Raw genomic sequence first — 19,340 nt, 5'->3', positions numbered from 1 at the left:
CTGACTTTGCCGTCCGATCGCCGCGCACCCGCCGCTACCCTCGCCGGGTGCATAGCGAACCCGGGTCTGTGCAGGTGAGGTTGCTCGGCTCGGTCGACATCGTCCTCGCCGGCGAGGCCCGGCCCCTGCCCGGGCTGCGGCGCAAATCGCTGTTGGCCGCGCTGGCGCTGGAGCGTGGCCGGATCGTCAGCACCGACCGTTTGATCGACATCGTCTGGGGTGACGCGGCGCCGGCCGGCCGGGAGAACACGCTGCAACGCCACGTGTCCTACCTGCGGCAGACGATGGGCAGCCGCAACGTCATCGTCTCGCGGCCGCCCGGCTATCTGATGGACCTGCCGCCGGGCTCGGTGGACGCGGAACGCGCCGCGAGCCTCATGCAGCGGGCGCAGCAGTCGGCCGACCCGGCCGATCGGGTCCACTGGACGCGGGAGGCGTTGCGGCTGTTCCGCGGCGCGTCGCTGATCGAGGTGCACGACTCGCCGTGGCTCCGCGAGCAGGCACAGCGCCTGGACGGACTGCGGGCTCAGGCCGTCCGTGCGATGGTCGACGGCCGGCTGGCGCTGGGGCAGCACGCCGAGTTGCTGCCCGAGCTGGAGCAGCTGATCCGGGACCACCCGCTGGACGAGCATGTGTACGGACAGCTGATCCTGGCGTTGTACCGGTCCGGGCGGCAGGCGGACGCGCTGGACGCGTACGGCCGGCTGCGCCGCCGGCTGGGCGACGAGCTCGGCATCGACGTCGGACCCGAGCTGCGCCGCCTCGAGGTGGCGATTCTGCGCCAGGACGCCGGTCTGGCGGCACCCGAGCGGCCGCGACCGCCGGAGGCCGGGCGGCTGCCGCGGCTCGGCGGCGCGCCGCTGGTGGGACGGGAGCGCGAGCTGGCGGTGTTGCGGTCCCTGGTGGACGCCGCCGCGCGCGAGTCCGGTGGCACCGCGTTCATCGTCGGCGAGCCGGGCATCGGCAAGACCCGGCTGACCGGCGAGCTGGCCCGCTACGCCGAGCAGCGGGGCCTGCGCGTGTTCCGGGGCCGGGCCGCGCTGCCCCAGGTGCAGTTCCGTCCGCTCACCGAGGCGCTGCAGTCGGCGATCCGGCGCTTCGGCCTGCCCGCCGACGACCGGCTCCTGCCCTACCGGTACGCCCTGGCCCGTCTGGTGCCGCAGCTGCGCGAGACGCCGCGGCTGCGCGAGGCCGCACCGGCCGCGCCGGACGAGTCACCGGTGATCCTCGCCGAGGCGGTGCTGCGCCTGGTCACGGTGCTCAGCGGCGGCGACGGCTGCCTGCTGGTGCTGGAGGACCTGCACGACGCCGACGCGGACACCCTCGCCATCGTCGACTACCTGGTGGACAACGCGCACGCGGAGCGCCTGCTGCTGCTGGGCACCTGCCGCCGCTACCCGGCGGCGGCGCTCGCGGTGGCCCGCGGCGCGCGGCAGCGGCGGGCCGGCCGCCTCGTCGAACTGTCGCGCCTGTCCGAGCACGAGGTCCGGGAGCTGGCCGCGGGTTGTCTCGGCGTGGCCGCCGGTCAGCTGCCCGAGCCGGTCGCCGGCCGGCTGCTGAGCAGCGCCGACGGCCTCCCGCTGCACGTCGAGGAGCTGCTCGCCGGATTCGCCGACGACGGGACGCTGAGCTGGGCCGCCGGCCGCTGGGAGGTCAGCGGGCCGCTGGACCCGGCGGTTCCGCCGAGCCTCGGCGAGACCCTTGCCGCCCGGGTCGAGCGGCTCGGCGCGGACGCCCGGGCCGTCCTGCGCGCCGGCGCTCTCTTCGGCCGGCAGTTCCCGTCCGCGGCCGCCGGTGCGGCGGCCGGCGTCTCCGGCGCGCGGCTGCTCGACGGCCTGACCGAAGCGGTCGCACACCAGCTCGTGTCCGTCCAGGACGACGACCCGCACTGGTACTCGTTCCGCCACGCGATGACCGCCGAGGCGCTGCGCTCGGCCATGCTGCCCGCCGACCGGGCGGACCTGGCCCGGCGGGCGGCGCAGTTCCTCGCCGAGGCCGCGGTCGGCCGGTTCCACGGCAGCGACCAGCTCCTGGCCGAGCTGTGGAGCACGGCGAGCGAGCCGGCGCTGGCCGCCACCCGCCTGGTCGCGGCCGGCCGGCAGGCATCAGTCCAGGGCGCCGTCGCGACCGCGATCGTGCTGCTGGAACGCGCCCTGTCCATGGTCGAGCGCGATCTCAGCGGCGAACTCGCGACCGATCTCGGTGAGGCGCTGGTCAGCGCGTACGCCGCCGCCGGGCGGGTCGGCGACGCGTACGCCCTGGGCGCCGGCCTGGCCCGCAGCGTCCTGCCGGGCCGTCAGGCGTCCCTGCACCTGCGTCTCGCCGAGGTCGCGACCGCCGCCGGAGACTGGACCGAGGCCCGGTACGAGATCGGGGAGGCCCGGTTGCACGCCGGCCCGGCACCGGCGCGGGCCGTCGCCGCCCGCCTCGACGCGATCGAGGCGCAGGTGGCGATCTGCGACGCGACCACGCCGGACCGACTGGGCCGGGCACGCCGGCTGGCCGGCCGGGCGCTGCGGGCCGCCGTCGAGATCGGCCGGCCCGAGACGTCGTGCAGCGCGCTCGACACGCTCGGCCGCTGCGCCCGCCTGCACGACCTCGCCGAGGCGGACGTGCTCTACGAGCGGGGCCTGACCATCGCGACGGCGCACAACCTGATCGGCTGGCGGATCAACTTCCTCTACCAGTTGGGCACGGACGAGGGGATCCGCGACGGCGATCCCCGCCGGCTCGTGGAGGCGCTGTCGGTGGCCCGGCAGGCCGGGACGGTGGTCACGGCCCTCGACATCGAGCTGGAGCTGTCGGTCGTGCGGCTGTGCCGGGGCGAGGCCGCGGCCGCCGCGGACAGCGCCGCCCGCTGCGAGCGCGACGCGGCCCGGCTGCGGCTGGATCACATCCGGCTGGAGGCCCTCGGCGTACGGATCATGGCGGCGGCGCATCAGGGGCAGCGAGCGGTGGTGGCGGAGCTGCTCGACGCGTTCCGTGCCCGGGGCGGCGAGCAGGACGACCTGGCCAGCGCCGTGCACGGCTTCGGCGTCGTCTTCTGCCACCTGCTGCACTCCGACACCGGCCGGGCCCTGGCCGAGGCCGACCTCGCCGCCGAGCAGGAGGGCCGCCGGCCCGCCGCGTACGTCTCCTACCTGCACGGGCCGCGGCTGTTCCTCGCCGTGCTCGCCGGCCGGGCCGGCGACGCGGAGTGCGCGAGGGTCGCCTCCTCCGCGCAGGCACAGGCGCGGTGGAACCGCCAGTTCGTGCCGCTCGCCGGTGCGCTGCTCGCCGGCCGGGGCGGCAGGCGCGCGGACGCCGAGGCGGCGGTGGCCGAGTTCCTCGTCCTCTCCCGGCCGTACCCGCTCGCCCGCCACCTGGGGCTGCGGCTCGTCGCGCCGGAAGCCGCGGCCGACGGGTGGGGCGAGCCGCCGGCGTGGCAGCGGGCCGCCGACTCCTACCTGCGAGGGCTCGCCTCGGCCACGGAACATTCCTGTCCCGCCTGAACCCGGATGGAGACCGAATGAAGATCAGGATTTCGACCGCCGCGATCGCGGCGCTTGCGCTGGTCGCCGCGGCGGGTGCGGCGGCGCCCAAGTGGACCTTCGTCCCCGCCGTGCCGTTGCCCGCCGGCGTCGCCAACAGCCAGTTGCGCGCCGTCACCGCCGTCTCCGCCCGGGACCTGTGGGTGGGCGGTGCCTGGTGGGACAAGACCCAGGTGCATCCGCTGCTCGCGCACTGGGACGGCACCGCGTGGACGGTTCCCGCACTGCCCGCGCTGCCGCAGGACGCGTACCTCACGGGGGTGGACGCCGTCGGCGCCGGCGACGTCTGGGCCGTCGGCAGCACCGCGCCCGGCCTCGCACCGAACTCGCCGTCGACGCCGAGCGTGCTGCACTACGACGGACTCACCTGGCGGCCGGTGCCCACGCCGGCGCTGCCCGCCGGGTCGGCCAACGACCTCGACGCCATCGACATGCGTACCGCCGGCGACGGCTGGGCGGTGGGGGAGACCTCGACCGGCAGCCTGGCGCAGCCGCTGATCCTGCGCTGGCGGGCCGGTGAGTGGATCGGTTCGCCCGTACCGAAGTCGGCGGGTGCCTCCGGCGGGCTCGTCGCCGTCGCGGCGGCCGCGGCCGACGACGTCTGGGCCGTCGGGACCGAGGTCGACACGGCCACCGGCGCCGGTCATGGGCTGGTGCTGCACTTCGACGGCGCCACCTGGTCGCGCGCGGAGCTGTCCACGCCGGCCGGCACCACGCTGGACGCGGTGGCCGTCGCGGGGCCCGGGGACGTCTGGGCGGCCGGCCGGACCTGCGGTCTCGCCTGCGCGGCGGCGGTCTGGCACCTCACCGCGGCGGGCTGGCAGCCGGTGCCGCCGATCGGCGGCACCGAGGTGGCCGCGCTCGTCGCGTTCGGCCCGGACGACGTGTGGACGCTGGGCTACCAGCTCCTGCCCAACAACAGGAAGGCCGACCACGTCGAGCACTGGGACGGCAAGCGGTTCACCGCGGAGGACACCGGCCTGCCGACGCTCCCGCCGCCGGGCGGCAACCAGGGCGAACTGGGCTCGGCCACGCCGATCTTCGCCGCGGCCGGCGTACCGGAGACCGGCGAGCTGTGGGCGGTCGGCTGGTCGGACCCGCCGGCCGTCGCACCCCGCATGATCCATCGGGGCTGATCGCCGGGCCGGTCTTTCCGCGCCGCGTCAGGGGTGTTTCAGCCCTCGGTGCGACGGTGCGGCGATGGACCGAAGAAGATGCCGGGCAGGCATCGCCGCGGGCGCGGGAATCGTGCTCGCGGCGGTCGCCGCCGCCCCGGCCGAGGCGGCCACCTCCTGGGCCGTCCTGAGCACACCGAACCGCGGTGCCATCGCCAACGAGCTGTACGGCAGCGCCGCGCTGTCGGCGACCTCCGCGTGGGCGGTCGGCAGCTCGTACGACGCGAACCTGGCCGCTCCCCGCACCCTCGTCGAGCGCTGGAACGGCACGTCCTGGTCGACGGTGACCAGCCCGAACGCGACGGCCTACTACAACGAACTGCGCGACGTCGACGCCACCTCCGCCACGAACGCCTGGGCGGTCGGCTACGCCAACGGCGCCTCGGGCGTCAACGGCATGCCGCGCAACACCCTGGCGATGCGGTGGAACGGCAGCAGGTGGTCGATCGTCGCGACGCCACAACCGGGCACGAACTTCCGTCAGCTGTACGGCGTCAAGGCGTTCGGCCCCTCGGACGCCTGGTCGGTCGGCTGGTACTACGACGCCTCCCTGCACGGCGAGGCGCTGCTCCTGCACTGGAACGGCACCGCCTGGACCCAGGCGACCGCGCCCGGCCCCGGCACGTCCGGCAACAGCCTCGAAGGCATCGCCGGCGCCGCACCGAACGACGTGTGGGCGGTCGGCTACTACACCAACAGCGGCGAGAGCGGGGTCCTCGCGCATCCGCTGGCAGTCCACTACGACGGCAACGGCTGGACCGAGACCGAGCTGCCGCAGTCGGGTACCGGCACGTTCCTGCACTCGGTGACCGCCGTGAGCGCGAACGACGTCTGGGCCGTCGGCTCCAAGAACGGCTACCGCGAGCCGGTGGCGTACCACTGGAACGGCTCGGCCTGGAGCGAGGCGGCGATCCCGGCGGCGACCGGCTCCGGCAACAACATCCTGTACGGCGTCGCCGGAACCGCCGCGAACCAGGTGTGGGCGGTCGGCTACACCAGCTCCGGCAGCGACCGGCAGCCACTCGTGCTGCGGTGGAACGGGACCGCTTTCACCGCCGAGAGCGTGCCGCGGCAGGAGTTCGGCGGCATGCTCGCCGGCGTCGCGGCGACCGGCGGGCCGACGGTGTTCGCCGCCGGAACCCGCACCGACTTCTCGGGCGACCTCGGCGCCTTCACCGACCACACGCTGTCCGTGCGCGGCAGCGGAACCTGAGGGGGACCGACGATGGGAATAGCAGCCATGAGTGTCGCCGGGCTGGTGCTCGCCGCCGGCGCGCCCGCACTGGCGGCGACCGCGACCCAGGTCCCGGTGCAGTCGACCGGCTTCTTCGGCGGCCTGCTCGGCGTGGACGCGGTCACGGCCTCCGACGGCTGGGCCGTCGGCGGCAACGGCAACGGGGTGGTCCAGCGCTTCGACGGTACGCGGTGGAGCACCTTCCCCAGCCCGGATCTGCTCGCCGGCGACCCGAACGGCTGGGCCGCCCTGACCGGGGTCGACGCGACCTCACCGGTCAGCGCGTTCGCGGTCGGCAATTCGACGGCCGGGAGCGGCGGGGCGAGGTCCGCCGTCGCGTTGCGCTGGAACGGCGCGGCGTGGAGCAGGCAGGCCGTGCCCAAGGCGGCCGGCACGGACACCGAGTTCGCCGCCGTGCGGGCGTTCTCGGCGAGCGACGCGTGGGCGGTCGGGCAGACCGCCTCGACCGGCTCCACCTTCCGCAAGACGCTGGCCATGCACTACAACGGCACCGCCTGGACCGCGGTGCCGACGCCCAGCCAGGGCACCAGAACCAACTTCATGACCGCAGTGGACGGCGCCGCGAGCGGTGACGTCTGGGCCGTCGGATACTCGCTCAATCTCCCGTACGGCAACCGGGTCCGGCAGTCGACGATCCTGCACTGGAACGGCACCGCCTGGACCCAGGTGACCAGTCCCAACAACGGCAGCACGTTCCTCTACGACGTCGTAGCCCTGTCCGCGACAGACGCGTGGGCCGTCGGCTCGACCTCCGGCGGAGCGCTCGTCCTCCGCTGGGACGGCACTGCCTGGAACACGGTCGCCGCACCGCCGCTGGCGAACCTGCGGAGCGTCGCCGCACGCTCGGCGAGCGACGTATGGGTCGCCGGCACGGACTCCGCGAGCCTGCCCGCCCTCGCCCGATGGAACGGCACGAGCTGGTCGGTCACCCCGGTGACCGTCAACGGCGGCGTGGGCAACCCCGAGCTGACCGCCGTGACGACGGTGGACGGCGGCACGGAATGGGCGGTCGGTGCCCAGTCCGACGGCACGACCGGGCAATCGTCCGGGATCGCCTTCCGCGTCAGCGGATGAGCCGGGTCGATGCCGCAGGGTGGTGGCCCGCCCTGCGGCATCGACCGGTTGCCGTCAGCTGACGTTGAGCGCGGTGTCGTCGATGACGAACGACGTCTTCAGCGAGGAGTCCTCGACCCCGGTGAAGGTGAGGGTGACGGTCTGCCCGGCGAAGGCGGCCAGGTTGTACGAGCGCAGGGTGTACGCGCTGGCGTTGAGGTTGGAGAACACCTGCAACGTGGTGGTGCCGGCCTTCACGGTCAGTTTGTCGTACTGGACGCTGGTGGTCGTCTCCGTCGTGATGATCTTCAGGTAGAAGGACAGCGTGTAGGAGCTGCAGCCGGTGGGAAGGGTCACCGACTGGGACAGGGTTTCGGTATTCGTCGAACCATTGCCGTTGAGCCACGCGCTACGGGTGCCGGTTCGCGGCGCTCCGTCGCCGGTGTTCGCGCCGATGACCCCGGTCGAAGCGGTCCACGGTGTCGTCGCCGTCTCGAAGCCGGGATTTCCGAGCTTCTGGCCGGCGCCGGTGCACCCGCCGGTCCCGTTGACCGTCAGCGTGTACGAGGCGCTGTGGGACGCCGAGCCCGTTCCCGTCACGGTGATGGTGTACGAACCGGCCGCGGCGGCCGTGGTGGTCGCGACGGTCATTGTCGACGATCCACCCGACGTGACCGACGCGGGACTGAAGCTCACCGAGACGCCGGCGGGAGCACCGGAACTCGTCAGCGCGACGGTCTGCGCGCTGCCCGACGTGGTGGCGGTGTTCACGGTGGCCGTGGCCGAGGAGCCCGGGTTCACCGAGCCCGCGCTCGGGCTGAGCGACACCGAGAAGTCGTTGGCCGTCGACGTGCTCGTGGTGAGGGTCCACGCGGCGTACATCTCGGCGTTGGCCCAGCGGCCCAGCGAGGTGGTGTTGATGTTCGACGGGTAGGAGTCGCAGGCCTTGTGGTAGCAGGGGTCGTACGGCTGCCCGGCGGTGCCGCCCCACTTGGTCACCTGCGCGCTGGTCTTCGTGTAACTGGCCCCGGTGAAGTTGAGCGACGCCGGGATGCCGCCGTTGCGGAACGAGCCGTCGTCGCTACAGCACTCGGTCGACGTCTCGGTCGCTACGTTGATCGAGGTGAAGTACTCGCGCAGCTTCACGGCGACCGCGTCGGTGCCGGTGACGAAGTAGCCGCCGTTGGTGGAGGCGACCATGTCGAACGAGCCGTACGCCTTGATCGCGGACTTCTGGGCCGTGGTCAGCGAGTTGATGTAGAACTTGGAGCCGATCAGCCCCTGCTCCTCGCCGGCCCAGAAGCCGAACCGGAGGTGGTTGGTCATCGTCGGGTTGCTCGCGGCCAGCTGGAGCGCGACCTCGAGCAGTGAGGCCGTGCCGGAGCCGTCGTCGTTGATGCCGGGACCGGCCGACACGCCGTCGGAGTGTCCGCCGATCATGTAGGTGTTGCTGGTGTTGCCGCCCGGCCAGTCGGCGATGACGTTCTTCGCGGAGCCGTTGCACGTGGTGCAGGTCTGCATGGTGACGGTGTAGCCGGCCGCTTGCAGCTTCTGCTGGAGATATGTCGTTGTCGCGGTGTGACCCCCGGTGCCGGTGGCCCGGTTGCCGCCGTTGCTGGTGGCGAAGTTCTGCAGTTGCTGCAAGTGTGCCTGGACGTTGGCGAGAGGGACGGCCGGCGGAGCGGCCAGCAGGGCGGCGCTGGATGCCGGCGTGGATGAGCCGGACGGCGCTCCGCCGGGCGCGGCCGCCGCCGGCTGCGCGGTGAGCGCCAGCGTCGCCGCGGCGAAAACAGCTAGGGCAGGTCCTGCCGTCACCGTTCTGAGTCTCATGCGGTGCTCCTATGGTCGAGGCCGATTCACGGCTGGCCGTAGGAGAACAGGAACCGCCGCCGGAAACAAGATATTGAAATGCTTATATTCTTAGGCACCCGGTCATGGCTGGAGGGGCAGGATCGCGCAGGTGGACGGTGCCGGCAGGCCCGCGAGCCGGTGGGCGAGCCAGTCCACGGCCGTGCCCTGGTCGGTCACCAGCGGTCCGAAGTGGTTCAGCAGCGGGTTGCCGGCATCGGGCAGGACGACCGGTGCGTAGACGACGTCGCCGCCGAGCCGGCACCAGTCGACGGCCAGCGTCCGGGCCTGGCCGTGCGGTACGGCATTGTCGAAGACGCCGGTGGCCACCCGGACGATGCCGGCCGGCTTGCGGTTGCCGACGCGCTGCGCGCCGAGGTAGTCCCGCAGCAGCGGTTCGGCCCGGATGATGTCGACCACGGACTCGCCGTTCACCGTCCACTGCGAGCTGTGCCGGTTGCCGTATGCGAAGAGCGCGTCACCGACGCACATGGTGGAGAGGTCCTTGAGCACGGCCCGGCCGGTGTCGCTGAGGTGCCGGTCGAGCAGCGGTCGCAGGTCCGGCTCGGACTGGACGAACCCGTTCACCGACCAGCCCAGCGCACCCGCCAGCTCGCTGCCGTCGATCGCCGCCGTGACGTCGGCGATGTCGGCCGGTGGCGCGCCCGCGTAGGTGGCCTTCAGCCGCACGTCGGGCGCGTACGACGACTGGAGTTCCGCGGCCGAGGCCACCGCGCCGCCGCCCTGGCTGTACCCGTACAGGCCGACGGCCGACCTGGCGGTGACCGAGGTGTCCGGGAGTGCCTTGGCCGCCCGGGCGGCGTCAAGCACGGCGTGCCCGGAGTCCACGCGGTTGATGTAGGTGTGCAGCCGGTCGGTGGTGCCGAGCCCGATGTAGTCGGTCTGCACGACGGCGATGCCCTGCGCGAGGAGCCGGTAGATGGCCAGGATCTCGTAGCCGATCGACACGGTGGACTGTTCCTGGCCGATTCCCAGGATCAGGCCGTGTTGCAGGGCCAGGGAGGTGGAGCACTGGTCGCCCTGGCCCATGGTGCCGGGCGCGAGGACGACCAGCGGGCGTGGTCCCAACCCCAGCCAGGGCGCGGCCGGTTCGAGGTAGGCCCCGGTGACGGCGACCGGCCCGCCGCCCGAATCGGTGGACCTGTACATGATCCGGGTCGCGTCGCCGGGCAGCCGGCCGTTGATGCCCGGCAACGACAGGGCCAGCGGCAGGGGCTCGGTGCGGATCAGCGCGCCGTTCTCCGCGGGCAGCGTCGAGGGCGGCGTGTAGAAGGCGGGAATCGGGATGCCCCGGGACGTGACGACGTTGTCGGCGGCCCCGGCGGGAAGGGGTGCGATGCCCGCGCCCACGATCGATGCGGTCAACAGCGCAGCGGATATGCGGGTGCGGGTGGACATGGCGGCCTCCGTCGGCTCAGCGCGATCCACTCGTTGCGGGGATGTGGCCGCGCGGTTACCGGACGGTAACTATTACAAATGAGAAGTTCCAGGGCCTTCATTTCTCACTCGGGCCTGTACGGGCTTGTCCGGACAACCCCGTAGCGCCTTCCGAACCGGGCACAGGGGCCGGATCGTCTTCGGCGGACGTCCGGCATCGACGCCGGCGACGAAGCATCCGGGAGGACATCGGTATGACCATCGCCAATCCTGATCACCGCGGCCGTAGCTGGCGCGACCTGGTGCGCACGTTCAGCCTCATCGCGGCGGCGGCCGCCGGCCTGAGCGGCATCGCGGTGGTGCACGCCTCCGCCGACGCCGGTGCCGGCACGACGATCGAGGCGGGCCGGACCGGCCCCGGTGGATGGCTGGACCAGTGGTGCACCGAACAGGGTGGAGGCATGTCCTCGAACCCGGACGGCACCGAGACCTGCAACCTGTAACCGGAGCTCCCGCGGGGATGGCGCCGACGGTCATCCCCGCGGGTTACCGGACGTGGTTTGTCAGCGGAAGAGGTTGAGGTCGACGGAGTCGGCCATCGCCTTCTGGCCGGCGATGTTCGGGTGCAGCGGGTCCGCCTGGTAGGCGGGGAGCACCCGGCTGGGGTTCTGCGGATCGCGGATTGCCGCGTCGAAGTCGGCCATCCCGTCGAAGAGGCGGCTGGTCCGGACGAAGGCGTTGACCTTCTGCCGGGTCGCCTCCTGCTCGGTGTCGAAGCAGCCGCCGTCGCAGCCGTACGGGGTGATGGTCGCGCCGATCACCCTGATGCCGGCGGCGTGTGACCGACGGGCGATCGTCGTCATCGCGGCGATGAGGGCGTCGGCGTCGGCGTGGTATCCGATGTCGTTGATGCCGTCGGCCAGGATCAGGTACCTCGCCCGGGTCTGGCGCAGCACGTCGTCGTCGAGGCGCTTCAGCGCGGAGACGCTGGTGCCGGCGCCGCAGCAGTCGGTGCGGTCGGTGAGTACCTGGTTGCCGCCGATCCCCTGGTTGAGCACGCCGAGGTGGCGGTCCGGCGGCAGCGCCCGCAGCCGCGCGGCCAGGACGTCGGTCCAGCGGTCGTTGCCGTTCCAGGTGGTGTACGCCCCGTCGGTGATCGAGTCGCCGAGCGCCACGATGCTGCCCCGTACCGGCCGGGCGGGCCGGACGTCGACGCCGGCCAGCCAGAACGTGGAGTTCACGGTGCCGGTGAACGCGCCGCCCGCGGCGCCGGCCTGGTTGCCGGCCGCGACGAACTGGGTGCCCTGTGCGGCGTCGTGTCCGGTGATCGCGGTGGCGTCACCGCCCGCGGTGACGTAGAGGTCGACGGCGAGGTCCTGGCCGACGCCGACGCTCAGGTTCACCGGGTCGCTGAGGCGTGAGGTGCCCACCGGCACCGTCACGGAGGTCCGGCCGCCGAAAGTCACCCGCCGTGCGGTGCCGGCGACGAGGTCGGCGGAGCCGGCCGTGACCGCGCGGGCCACGTTGATCGCCTTGAAGGTGACGTCCTTCGTGCCGAACGTGTTGGCCAGGCGGACCCGGATCGGGGAGCCGCCCAGCGTCGGGTGGACGAACATCCGCAGCGTCTGATCGGTGAAGACCGGGCCGGCCTCGCGCTGCGGGCTGGTCGACCAGCCGCCGGTCCACGGGCCTGTCGGCGGTGCCGCCGCCGCGGTGTACCCGGTGGTGGTCGTGAGGGTGACGGTGGCGGCGAGCAGGCACAGCGCCTGCCGGAGCATTCTCATGACTGGCCTCTATTCGACGCGCAGGTTGTCGACGTGGTGCACACCGCCGGTGTTCAGGAATATCCAGATGCCGGTGACCTGGCTCAGGTCCAGCGTCACCCCGAGCGGGCAGTCGATGTCGGTGAGGTGGCGGGTGATCGTCCGGCTGGCGCCGGGGTTGGTCCAGGTCCAGAACCCGCCCTGGCACCACGATCCGGCGCTGCCGACCTGGACGGCGATCTCACCGACGGTCCCGGTGCCGCCGGCCCGCAGGTCGAACTTGAACGTGGTACGCCCGGACAGGTCCAGCGGCGTGTCCGGCCTGCTGCCGAACCAGTTGCCGCCGGCGGACGTGGTGACCGCCAGCCCGTATGCGCCGTCGGTGTGGAAGTCGGCGGACCGGGCCACGCCCTCGCCGTCCGGCGGGTTGGCCGTCGTCCAGCCGTCGGTGCCGGACTCGAACGAGTACAGCGTGCGCGACTCGGGCAGCACCGGATCGTCCGGCGCGGCGCCGCCGCAGGTGAGCACGGGCGCGGCCCAGTCGGTCGCCACGGCGGTGGGTGCGCCGGTGCCGCCGTCGCCGGAGGCCGTGACCAGCCGCAGCCAGGTGGCGCCGGTGAGGTCGGCGACCAGGCTCCTCGGTGTGTCACCGGAGTTGACCGGGCCGCTGGTCGCCGCCGCCGTTGCGTCGGCGTACACGGTGAACGTGGCCGGGACGGTGCTCGGCGCCGCGTCGTCGATTCCGACGTCGGTGCTCAGCCGGGAGCAGCGGCCGCCGAGGTAGTAGCGGATCTCGCTGGCCGTCGTGGTGCCGAGGCCCCGGGTGTACACCCGGCCGGCGAGCGTGATGAGCGAGCCGTCGCCGCCCGCCTCGCCGCCGTTGCTCTGGTCGACCTCGACCGGGCCGCGGGCGTTGTGGGAGTCGACCGGCGCGATGGTGCCCAGGTGGCGGTTGCCGTCGGCCGGCGCCGTGACGACGGTGCTGACCAGCTCGCTGTCGCTGTGCGCGGTTCGGCCCGGTGGCCCCCACCCGTATGTGGCGGTCAGCGCGATCGGGTAGCGGCCGGCGGGCGTACCCTCGGGCACCCCGACCGTCCAGGTCACGGCCAGCGATTTGTCGGTGCGCAGGCGCCGCCCGGTGGTGGGTGTGGTCGCGGTCAGCGTCCAGCCGGCCGGTCCCTGCGCGGTGACGGCCACATCGCGCAGCTCGCCGGTGCCCCGGTTGGTCACGGTCGCCGAGAGCGTCGCTCCGCCCGTACCCGAAATGAGGGTCGGCAGGGATGCGCCCACCGTGACCGACGGTGCCACCGCGTGCGGGCCGGTCAGCGGCCGCACGCGGTAGACCACCGTGCCGTGCGCCGGGACCGCCGCCGAGATCGTCGTCTTCGCCTGCACCACGCCGCCGGTCCAAAGATCCCGCATCTGGTACGCCGGTGCGCGGCGCAGCCCGGTCGCCGACGCCGCGACGCCGACCGTGGCGAGCGTGTCCGTAGAGTTGTACAACGCGATCGCGTGATCGCCGTTGGCCAGCGGCTTGTCCAGCACCATCAGGCCGGCGTCGTCGGAGACCACCCGGCCCTGCACGCCCAGCCGGTCCTGGTCGACCGCGATGATCTCCCGGTTGCCGAGGATCGCGAGCGTCTCGGCGGAGGCCGTGCGCAGGTCGGTGCCGATGATCAGGGGCGCCGCCATCATCGCCCACATGCTCATGTGCGTGCGGTACTCGGTGCCGGTCATCTCGCCGTTGCCGATCTCCAGCATGTCCGGGTCGTTCCAGTGACCCGGGCCGGCGTACGGGTACAGCGGCGCGTTCTGCGCGATGATCGAGCGCAGGCTCGGCCAGTTGTCGCTGATGTCGCCGGTGGTGCGCCACAGCTGCCCGACGCCGGGCGCCCAGGTCCACGGCTTGGACGTGCCCCACTCGCAGATCGAATAGACCATCGGGCGGCCGGCCGCGGCGATCGCGTCCCGCATGGCGGTGTACCGGCGGACGTAGTCGGCCTGCGACCCGTCGGACTGGTTGTTGCAGTTGTCGTACTTGAGGTAGTCGACGCCCCACCCGGCCCAGGTCCGGGCGTCCAGCTCCTCGTGGCCGAGGCTGCCCGGGTACCCGGCACAGGTCTTGGTGCCGGCGTCGCCGTAGATGCCGAGCTTCAGGCCCTTGCCGTGCACGTAATCGGCGACGCCCTGGATGCCGTTCGGGAACTTGACCGGATCGGCGACGAGCCTGCCGTCCGCGCCGCGCTCGCGCTGCGACCAGCAGTCGTCGATGTTGACATAGACGTATCCGGCGTCCTTGAGCCCGGACGAGACGAAGATGTCGGCGGTCTGTTCGATGAGCGCCTCGTTGACCTCGCACCCGAACGCGTTCCAGTTGTTGAACCCCATCGGCGGTACGTCGGCGAGCGTGGCGCCGGGCGGTGCGGGTGGCTCCGCGGCGGCCGGAGCCGCCGTCGGCCCGAGGATCAGGAACGCCACGGTGGTGACTGCCACGGCGAAGCCGAGTCGCATCGCATGCTCCTTCGAGGGGAATGCGGTCACGACAGGGCGCAGGTCGCGGCCGGGGGTGTGTTGGTGCCGGTCGACGAGGCGAGGAAGCCGAAGGTCGCGGTGCCGCCGGCGGCGAGCCGGCCGTTCCAGTCGACATTGCGGGCGGTGACCGTCGCGCCGGACTGGGTGACCGTGGCATTCCACGCCTGGCTGACGGCCTGGCCGTTGGCGAACGTGAAGGTCGCGGTCCAGCCGGTGGAGGCCGACGAGGAGCCGTTCCTGACGATGACCTCACCCTGGAAGCCGCCCGTCCATTGCGAGGCCACCCGGTAGGTCGCCGTGCAGGCGCCGGTGGGAGGGGGCGTTGTCGTGGGCGGCGTTGTCGGCGGGGTCGTCGTCGGGGGAGTCGTGGTGCCGCCGAGCACCCTCGCCAGCACGGGATACCAGGCCGCGGCCATCTTCCGGAAGCCGGTGTCGTTCGGGTGGACGCCGTCGGCGTTGTCGGCGACCGCGTCGTATCCGGTCCACAGGTCGGCGAGGACGATCGGCGACTGGGCCGTGGTCAGGCCGGCCGCCCAGGACGGCAGCGCGTTGTTGAGCGCCATCACGTCGGCCGGGCAGGTGGCGCAGGCGGAGGCGCTCATCGGGATGATCTGCGCGACGATGATCTTCATGGCGGAGTTCTGTGCGCGCATCTGGCCGATCAGCTTGGTGAACGCGCTCAGCTTGTCCTGGAGCGGGATGTACCCGCCCCACATGTCGTTGGTGCCCAGGTGCATCAGGACGACGTCCGGCCGGGCGGCGGCCAGCCACGGCGGTAGCTGGTCGTTGGCGGCGATCCCGGTGGCCGAGAACCCGCCGTGTCCCTCGTGGTCGAAGTCGTACGAGTAGCCGGGGTTGCAGCCGCCGCCGTCGGACTGGGTGCCGACGAAGTCGACGCCGGTGTAGCCGCCGGTCTGGAGGCTGTTCCAGAGCTTGGCGCGCCAGCAACCCGGCCCGGCGGTGATCGAGTCGCCGAGCGCCATGATCCGGACGGTGGCGGCGGCGTGCGCGACCGGCGCCACGGTCACGACGAGAGCGGCCGCGAGCAGGGCGGCGAACAGGCCTCTTCGCTTCACCACGAACCTCCGTCATTGAAGCGCTTCGATGGGAGCGCTCCCATAGCTTGGCGCTCCTATCTGGAGAAATCAACCCTGCCCGGGGGTACGCGCTCGGTGCGCGGCGATCGATCTGGATCTGGAACCCTGTGCGGGCGAGACGACGCGGGAACCGGAGAACGAGGGATGAAGAGATGATCGAGACCACGAGCGAGTTGGGTTACGGACTGCACCACGTGCAGCTGTCGATCCCCGCGGGTTCCGAGGACGCCTGCCGCGATTTCTTCATCGGCAAGCTCGGCATGACCGAGGTGCGCAAGCCGCCGATCCTGGCCGCGCGCGGCGGCCTGTGGGTCCGGGCCGACAACCTGGAGATCCATCTCGGGGTGGAGAAGGACTTCCGGCCGGCGAGGAAGGCGCATCCCGGCATCCTGGTCGCCGATATCGACAGGCTCGCCGACCGGCTAACCGCCAACGGCGTGCCGATCACCTGGGACGACGCGTTCCCGGGCCACCGCCGCTTCTACGCCGACGACAACGTCGGCAACCGCCTGGAGTTCCTGTCGCCGGAGCAGTAACGGCGTTCTCAGAGAAAAATTCATCTTTGCTCTATGTCTACGGTGTGACGCTTCTTACACTCGCGTTGCCCGGCGATGATCGAGCAAGGGAGTTTCCGTGACACGACTGCGCAGACTGGCCGCGGGCCTACTGGTGTTGGGGATCGTCGGTGTGCTGCCCGCGCCCGCCGCCGCGGCTCCAGCCTGGACACCCGCAAACGACCTGGAGGGCGTGTGTGCGACGCTCCAGGTGTTCGACGGATCGACGAGCCGTGGATACGTCCGGCGTGCCTCGGTCGGCTACGGCTTCGCCGGCAGCGCGTCGGGTGCCGAGCCGTTCCGGTTCGAGGCCACCCAGCTCGGCCGCTACCTGCTCCGGGACACCACCGGCAAGCCGCCGTACCAGAGCGTGCTCGGCTGGGTGTGGGCCGGTGATTCGTACGGCGACCGTGCCGACTGGACGGTCAGCGTCGCGGACGGCCGCTACCGCTTCGTGTCCACCGCCACAGGCCAGCAGCTGGGCGCCTACCTCGGCGGGCTCGGCGCCGGCAACGCCGGATCGACCGTCGCGCTCGCACCGGCGAGCGGGTGCGCGACGATCCCGGACATCGCCACCGGCGTCAGCGGAACCCCGGCTCCCGGCGTGGACGCCAACGGCAGGCTCGTCGGCTGGATCGACGCGCACGCGCACATCACCGCGGCCGAGGCGTTCGGCGGATCACTGCACTGCGGTGACGCGTACGCGTCCGGCGGCGCGCCGGTCGCGCTCGCGGGCTGCCAGTCGCACGCGACCCTCGGCTGGGGCGCCCTGCTCGAGGCGATCATCGCCGGCACCGACCCGATCGACTCGGCGGAGGACGGCTGGCCCACCTTCGGCGACTGGCCGCAACACGACACGATGCTGCACGAGGCCTCGTACTTCCGCAGCCTGGAACGGGCATGGCAGTCCGGGCAGCGGGTGCTCAACGTGCTCCTGGTCGCGAACCGGGTGATCTGCGGGCTCACGCTGGAGCACACCTCCTGCGACGAGATGGACCAGATCCGGGCGCAGGCCACGTATCTGCGCCGGATGCAGGACTACGTGGACGCCCGCAGCGGCGGTGCCGGCAAGGGCTGGTTCCGGCTGGCGACCACCCCGGCAGACGTGCGCCGGATCGCCGCAGAGGGCAAGCTCGCGGTCACCATCGGGGTGGAGAACTCCGAGATCTTCGGGTGCCGGGAGGTCGGCGACGTGCCGCAGTGCACCCGGGCACAGGTCGACGCCGGCCTCGACGAACTGGCGGGCATGGGCGTCAGCGGCTTCTACCCGGTGCACAAGTTCGACAACGCGTTCGGCGGCACCCGCTTCGACAGCGGCGTCACCGGCGCCGCGGTCAACGTCGGCAACCTGATCTCCACCGGCCACTGGTGGCAGGCGACCTCCTGCACCGGCCCGTCCGACAACGAGCAGCCCCTGGTCAGCGACGACCTCGCCCGGCTGCTGCAACTCGGGGTCGGCCTGCCGGCCGGCGCGATCCTGCCGGTCTACCCGAGCGGCAAGATCTGCAACGTGCGCGGCCTCACCGATCTCGGCCGGTACCTGATCGAGCGGATGATGGACCGCGGCATGATCATTCACATCGACCACATGAGCGTGCGGACCGCGTCCGCCGTGCTCGACATGGCCGAGTCGGCCGGATACCCCGGCGTCGCCTCGGTGCACAGCTGGTCCGATCCGTCCCTGGTCAACCGGACGCTCGGGGTCGGCGGCTTCGTCGCCGGCTACGCGTTCTCGGCACACGACGACGGCCAGGGCACGCCCACCTTCCTCGACCAGTGGCGGGCCAACAAGGGCCTGGCCAACGGCTCGAAGATCACCGGGTACGGCGTGGGCACCGACGTGAACGGCCTGGGCTCGCAGCCCGCGCCGCGTCTGGACGCCGGCTCCAGCCCGCTCACGTACCCGTTCACCGCGACCAACGGCACCCGGGTCGCCAAGCAGGTCTACGGGTCACGCACGTTCGACCTGAACACCGACGGCGTCGCCCAGTACGGGCTCTACGCGGACTGGATCGTCGACCTGATCAACCAGGCCGGGCCTGACGCGGCGCCGCTGCGCCGGGATCTGCTCAACGGAGCGGAGGCATACACCGTGATGTGGGAGAGGGCGCGCGGCTAGGCAGCACCGCCTGTCGGCGGGTCCGCACGGGTGGTGCCCGTGCGGACCCGCCGTTGTCGTCGGGTCAATTCGGGGCGTGGATCTGATCGGCGAAGTTCGCCGCGTAGTCCTTTGTGGCGCCCTGGACGTTGACCACGTAGAACAGCGGCGCGAGGCGGAAGTTCAGGCCGGAACCGGCCACCTGGACGGCACCGGGTTGGGATACAGCGGGTCGTTCTGTGTGCGGCCTTCGCGGATCGCCTGGATGCAACCCGGCTCGGTGATCAGCCGGCCCAGCGATCTGGTGTCCGACGGCGAGTCCGCGGGCACCGGGGGCTGGACGTTGATGAACTGGCCGCCGAAACCGGGGCATTCGCTCGGACTGAATCCGCCTGCTCGGCCGAGTGCGATCAACGCGTGGTACCGGGCCTCGGTGACATGGCCGCTGGGCGTGGTGCACAGCGCTGGTTGAGGAGCAACTCGTGGTTGTTGCTGAACGCGTCCGGCGAGTGGGTGCCCTGGTGGAACTTGAGCAGGATGTCGCAGGTCGCGAGGGTGGGGCCGGACGGCGGGAAGAAGCTGGTGCCGTTGTCACCCTGGATCACGTTCGAGTTGTTCACGGCGAGAACCTTGTGCCCGACGTGGTCCTCGTGGCGGTGGCTGGCAATCGGCTGGCTGTCCATCAACACCTGGCTGGTGTATCCGAAGGGTGCCCAGCCATCGCCGTTGCAGGCGGTGACGTGTAGGCATGGGCTGCCCTCCGAGGGATCGACGGGGGAGGAGGGGCCGGTGCTGAAGGCACTGCGAGGCTGGCCCCCCCAGGGGACGTGAACCGGATCTGGGCTGGCGCGTAAAGAATGGATGCCCGGATGTTACGGCTGCGTTCCGGCATATTCAAGTCCATCCATGTCTTATTCTCGCCTGGTAGAAGATCTGCACGGAGGCGAAAATCGACTGCGGGTGGCCTGCTGAGGGCGACTATGCGCGAAAATCGAGCCCGGTAATTTCGGGTTCCTTCCGGAACATGAGTAGAGGAG

General features: G+C 72.0%; 13 protein-coding genes. 7 read left to right on the top strand and 6 right to left on the bottom strand.

Annotated features, from left to right (window positions below):
- The first annotated feature begins 47 nt into the window (after window positions 1-47).
- The 4 genes from BJ971_RS26890 (at window position 48) to BJ971_RS26875 (ending at window position 7,034) form a co-directional block, all read left to right on the top strand.
- Window positions 48-3,491: an ATP-binding protein gene (locus tag BJ971_RS26890; RefSeq protein WP_184995981.1), complete on the top strand. Its 3,444-nt coding sequence runs from the start codon at window positions 48-50 to the stop codon at window positions 3,489-3,491.
- A gap of 17 nt (window positions 3,492-3,508) precedes the next feature.
- A complete protein-coding gene (locus tag BJ971_RS26885) occupies window positions 3,509-4,666 on the top strand; it encodes a hypothetical protein (RefSeq protein ID WP_184995980.1) in 1,158 nt (385 codons plus the stop codon).
- 64 nt (window positions 4,667-4,730) lie between these two features.
- Complete coding sequence (locus BJ971_RS26880) at window positions 4,731-5,918, top strand: hypothetical protein (RefSeq protein WP_184995979.1); 1,188 nt, start codon at window positions 4,731-4,733, stop codon at window positions 5,916-5,918.
- 27 nt (window positions 5,919-5,945) lie between these two features.
- On the top strand, window positions 5,946-7,034 hold the full coding sequence (locus tag BJ971_RS26875; RefSeq protein ID WP_184995978.1) for a hypothetical protein: 1,089 nt from the start codon (window positions 5,946-5,948) through the stop codon (window positions 7,032-7,034).
- Between the two features lie 54 nt (window positions 7,035-7,088).
- Here BJ971_RS26875 and BJ971_RS26870 read toward each other — a convergent pair whose 3' ends face one another.
- Window positions 7,089-8,843 carry a M20/M25/M40 family metallo-hydrolase gene (locus BJ971_RS26870; protein ID WP_184995977.1) on the bottom strand — a complete coding sequence of 585 codons (1,755 nt, stop codon included), beginning with the start codon at window positions 8,841-8,843 and terminating at the stop codon, window positions 7,089-7,091.
- 102 nt (window positions 8,844-8,945) lie between these two features.
- Window positions 8,946-10,247 carry a lipase family protein gene (locus BJ971_RS26865; RefSeq protein ID WP_239087142.1) on the bottom strand — a complete coding sequence of 434 codons (1,302 nt, stop codon included), beginning with the start codon at window positions 10,245-10,247 and terminating at the stop codon, window positions 8,946-8,948.
- A 266-nt stretch (window positions 10,248-10,513) separates the two neighbouring features.
- Here BJ971_RS26865 and BJ971_RS26860 point away from each other — a divergent pair, with 266 nt between their 5' ends.
- On the top strand, window positions 10,514-10,762 hold the full coding sequence (locus tag BJ971_RS26860) for a hypothetical protein (RefSeq protein ID WP_184995975.1): 249 nt from the start codon (window positions 10,514-10,516) through the stop codon (window positions 10,760-10,762).
- A 60-nt stretch (window positions 10,763-10,822) separates the two neighbouring features.
- On the opposite strand, the gene BJ971_RS26855 is transcribed toward BJ971_RS26860, so the two are convergent.
- The 3 genes from BJ971_RS26855 to BJ971_RS26845 are packed head-to-tail and all read right to left on the bottom strand — an operon-like array spanning window position 10,823 to window position 15,633.
- Window positions 10,823-12,043, bottom strand: coding sequence for an SGNH/GDSL hydrolase family protein (locus tag BJ971_RS26855; RefSeq protein WP_239087143.1), 1,221 nt, complete (start codon window positions 12,041-12,043; stop codon window positions 10,823-10,825).
- A gap of 9 nt (window positions 12,044-12,052) precedes the next feature.
- On the bottom strand, window positions 12,053-14,533 hold the full coding sequence (locus BJ971_RS26850; RefSeq protein WP_184995974.1) for an NPCBM/NEW2 domain-containing protein: 2,481 nt from the start codon (window positions 14,531-14,533) through the stop codon (window positions 12,053-12,055).
- A 26-nt stretch (window positions 14,534-14,559) separates the two neighbouring features.
- Complete coding sequence (locus tag BJ971_RS26845; protein ID WP_311772791.1) at window positions 14,560-15,633, bottom strand: cellulose binding domain-containing protein; 1,074 nt, start codon at window positions 15,631-15,633, stop codon at window positions 14,560-14,562.
- A gap of 170 nt (window positions 15,634-15,803) precedes the next feature.
- Between BJ971_RS26845 and BJ971_RS26840 the strand changes: the two genes are divergently transcribed.
- Together BJ971_RS26840 and BJ971_RS26835 are read left to right on the top strand one after the other, a co-directional pair.
- Entirely contained in the window at window positions 15,804-16,187 is a 384-nt protein-coding gene (locus tag BJ971_RS26840; protein WP_184995973.1) for a VOC family protein, read from the top strand.
- 97 nt (window positions 16,188-16,284) lie between these two features.
- Window positions 16,285-18,324: an amidohydrolase family protein gene (locus BJ971_RS26835; RefSeq protein ID WP_184995972.1), complete on the top strand. Its 2,040-nt coding sequence runs from the start codon at window positions 16,285-16,287 to the stop codon at window positions 18,322-18,324.
- A gap of 389 nt (window positions 18,325-18,713) precedes the next feature.
- Here BJ971_RS26835 and BJ971_RS26830 read toward each other — a convergent pair whose 3' ends face one another.
- The gene (locus tag BJ971_RS26830; protein ID WP_184995971.1) at window positions 18,714-18,986 is read right to left on the bottom strand and encodes a hypothetical protein; all 273 of its coding nucleotides are present in this window, start codon (window positions 18,984-18,986) and stop codon (window positions 18,714-18,716) included.
- Window positions 18,987-19,340: the final 354 nt, after the last annotated feature.

Source organism: Amorphoplanes digitatis (assembly GCF_014205335.1).
Lineage (GTDB): Bacteria > Actinomycetota > Actinomycetes > Mycobacteriales > Micromonosporaceae > Actinoplanes > Actinoplanes digitatus.
The sequence above is the reverse complement of the archived record's forward strand: the minus strand, read 5'-3'. Positions and strand labels throughout refer to the sequence as shown.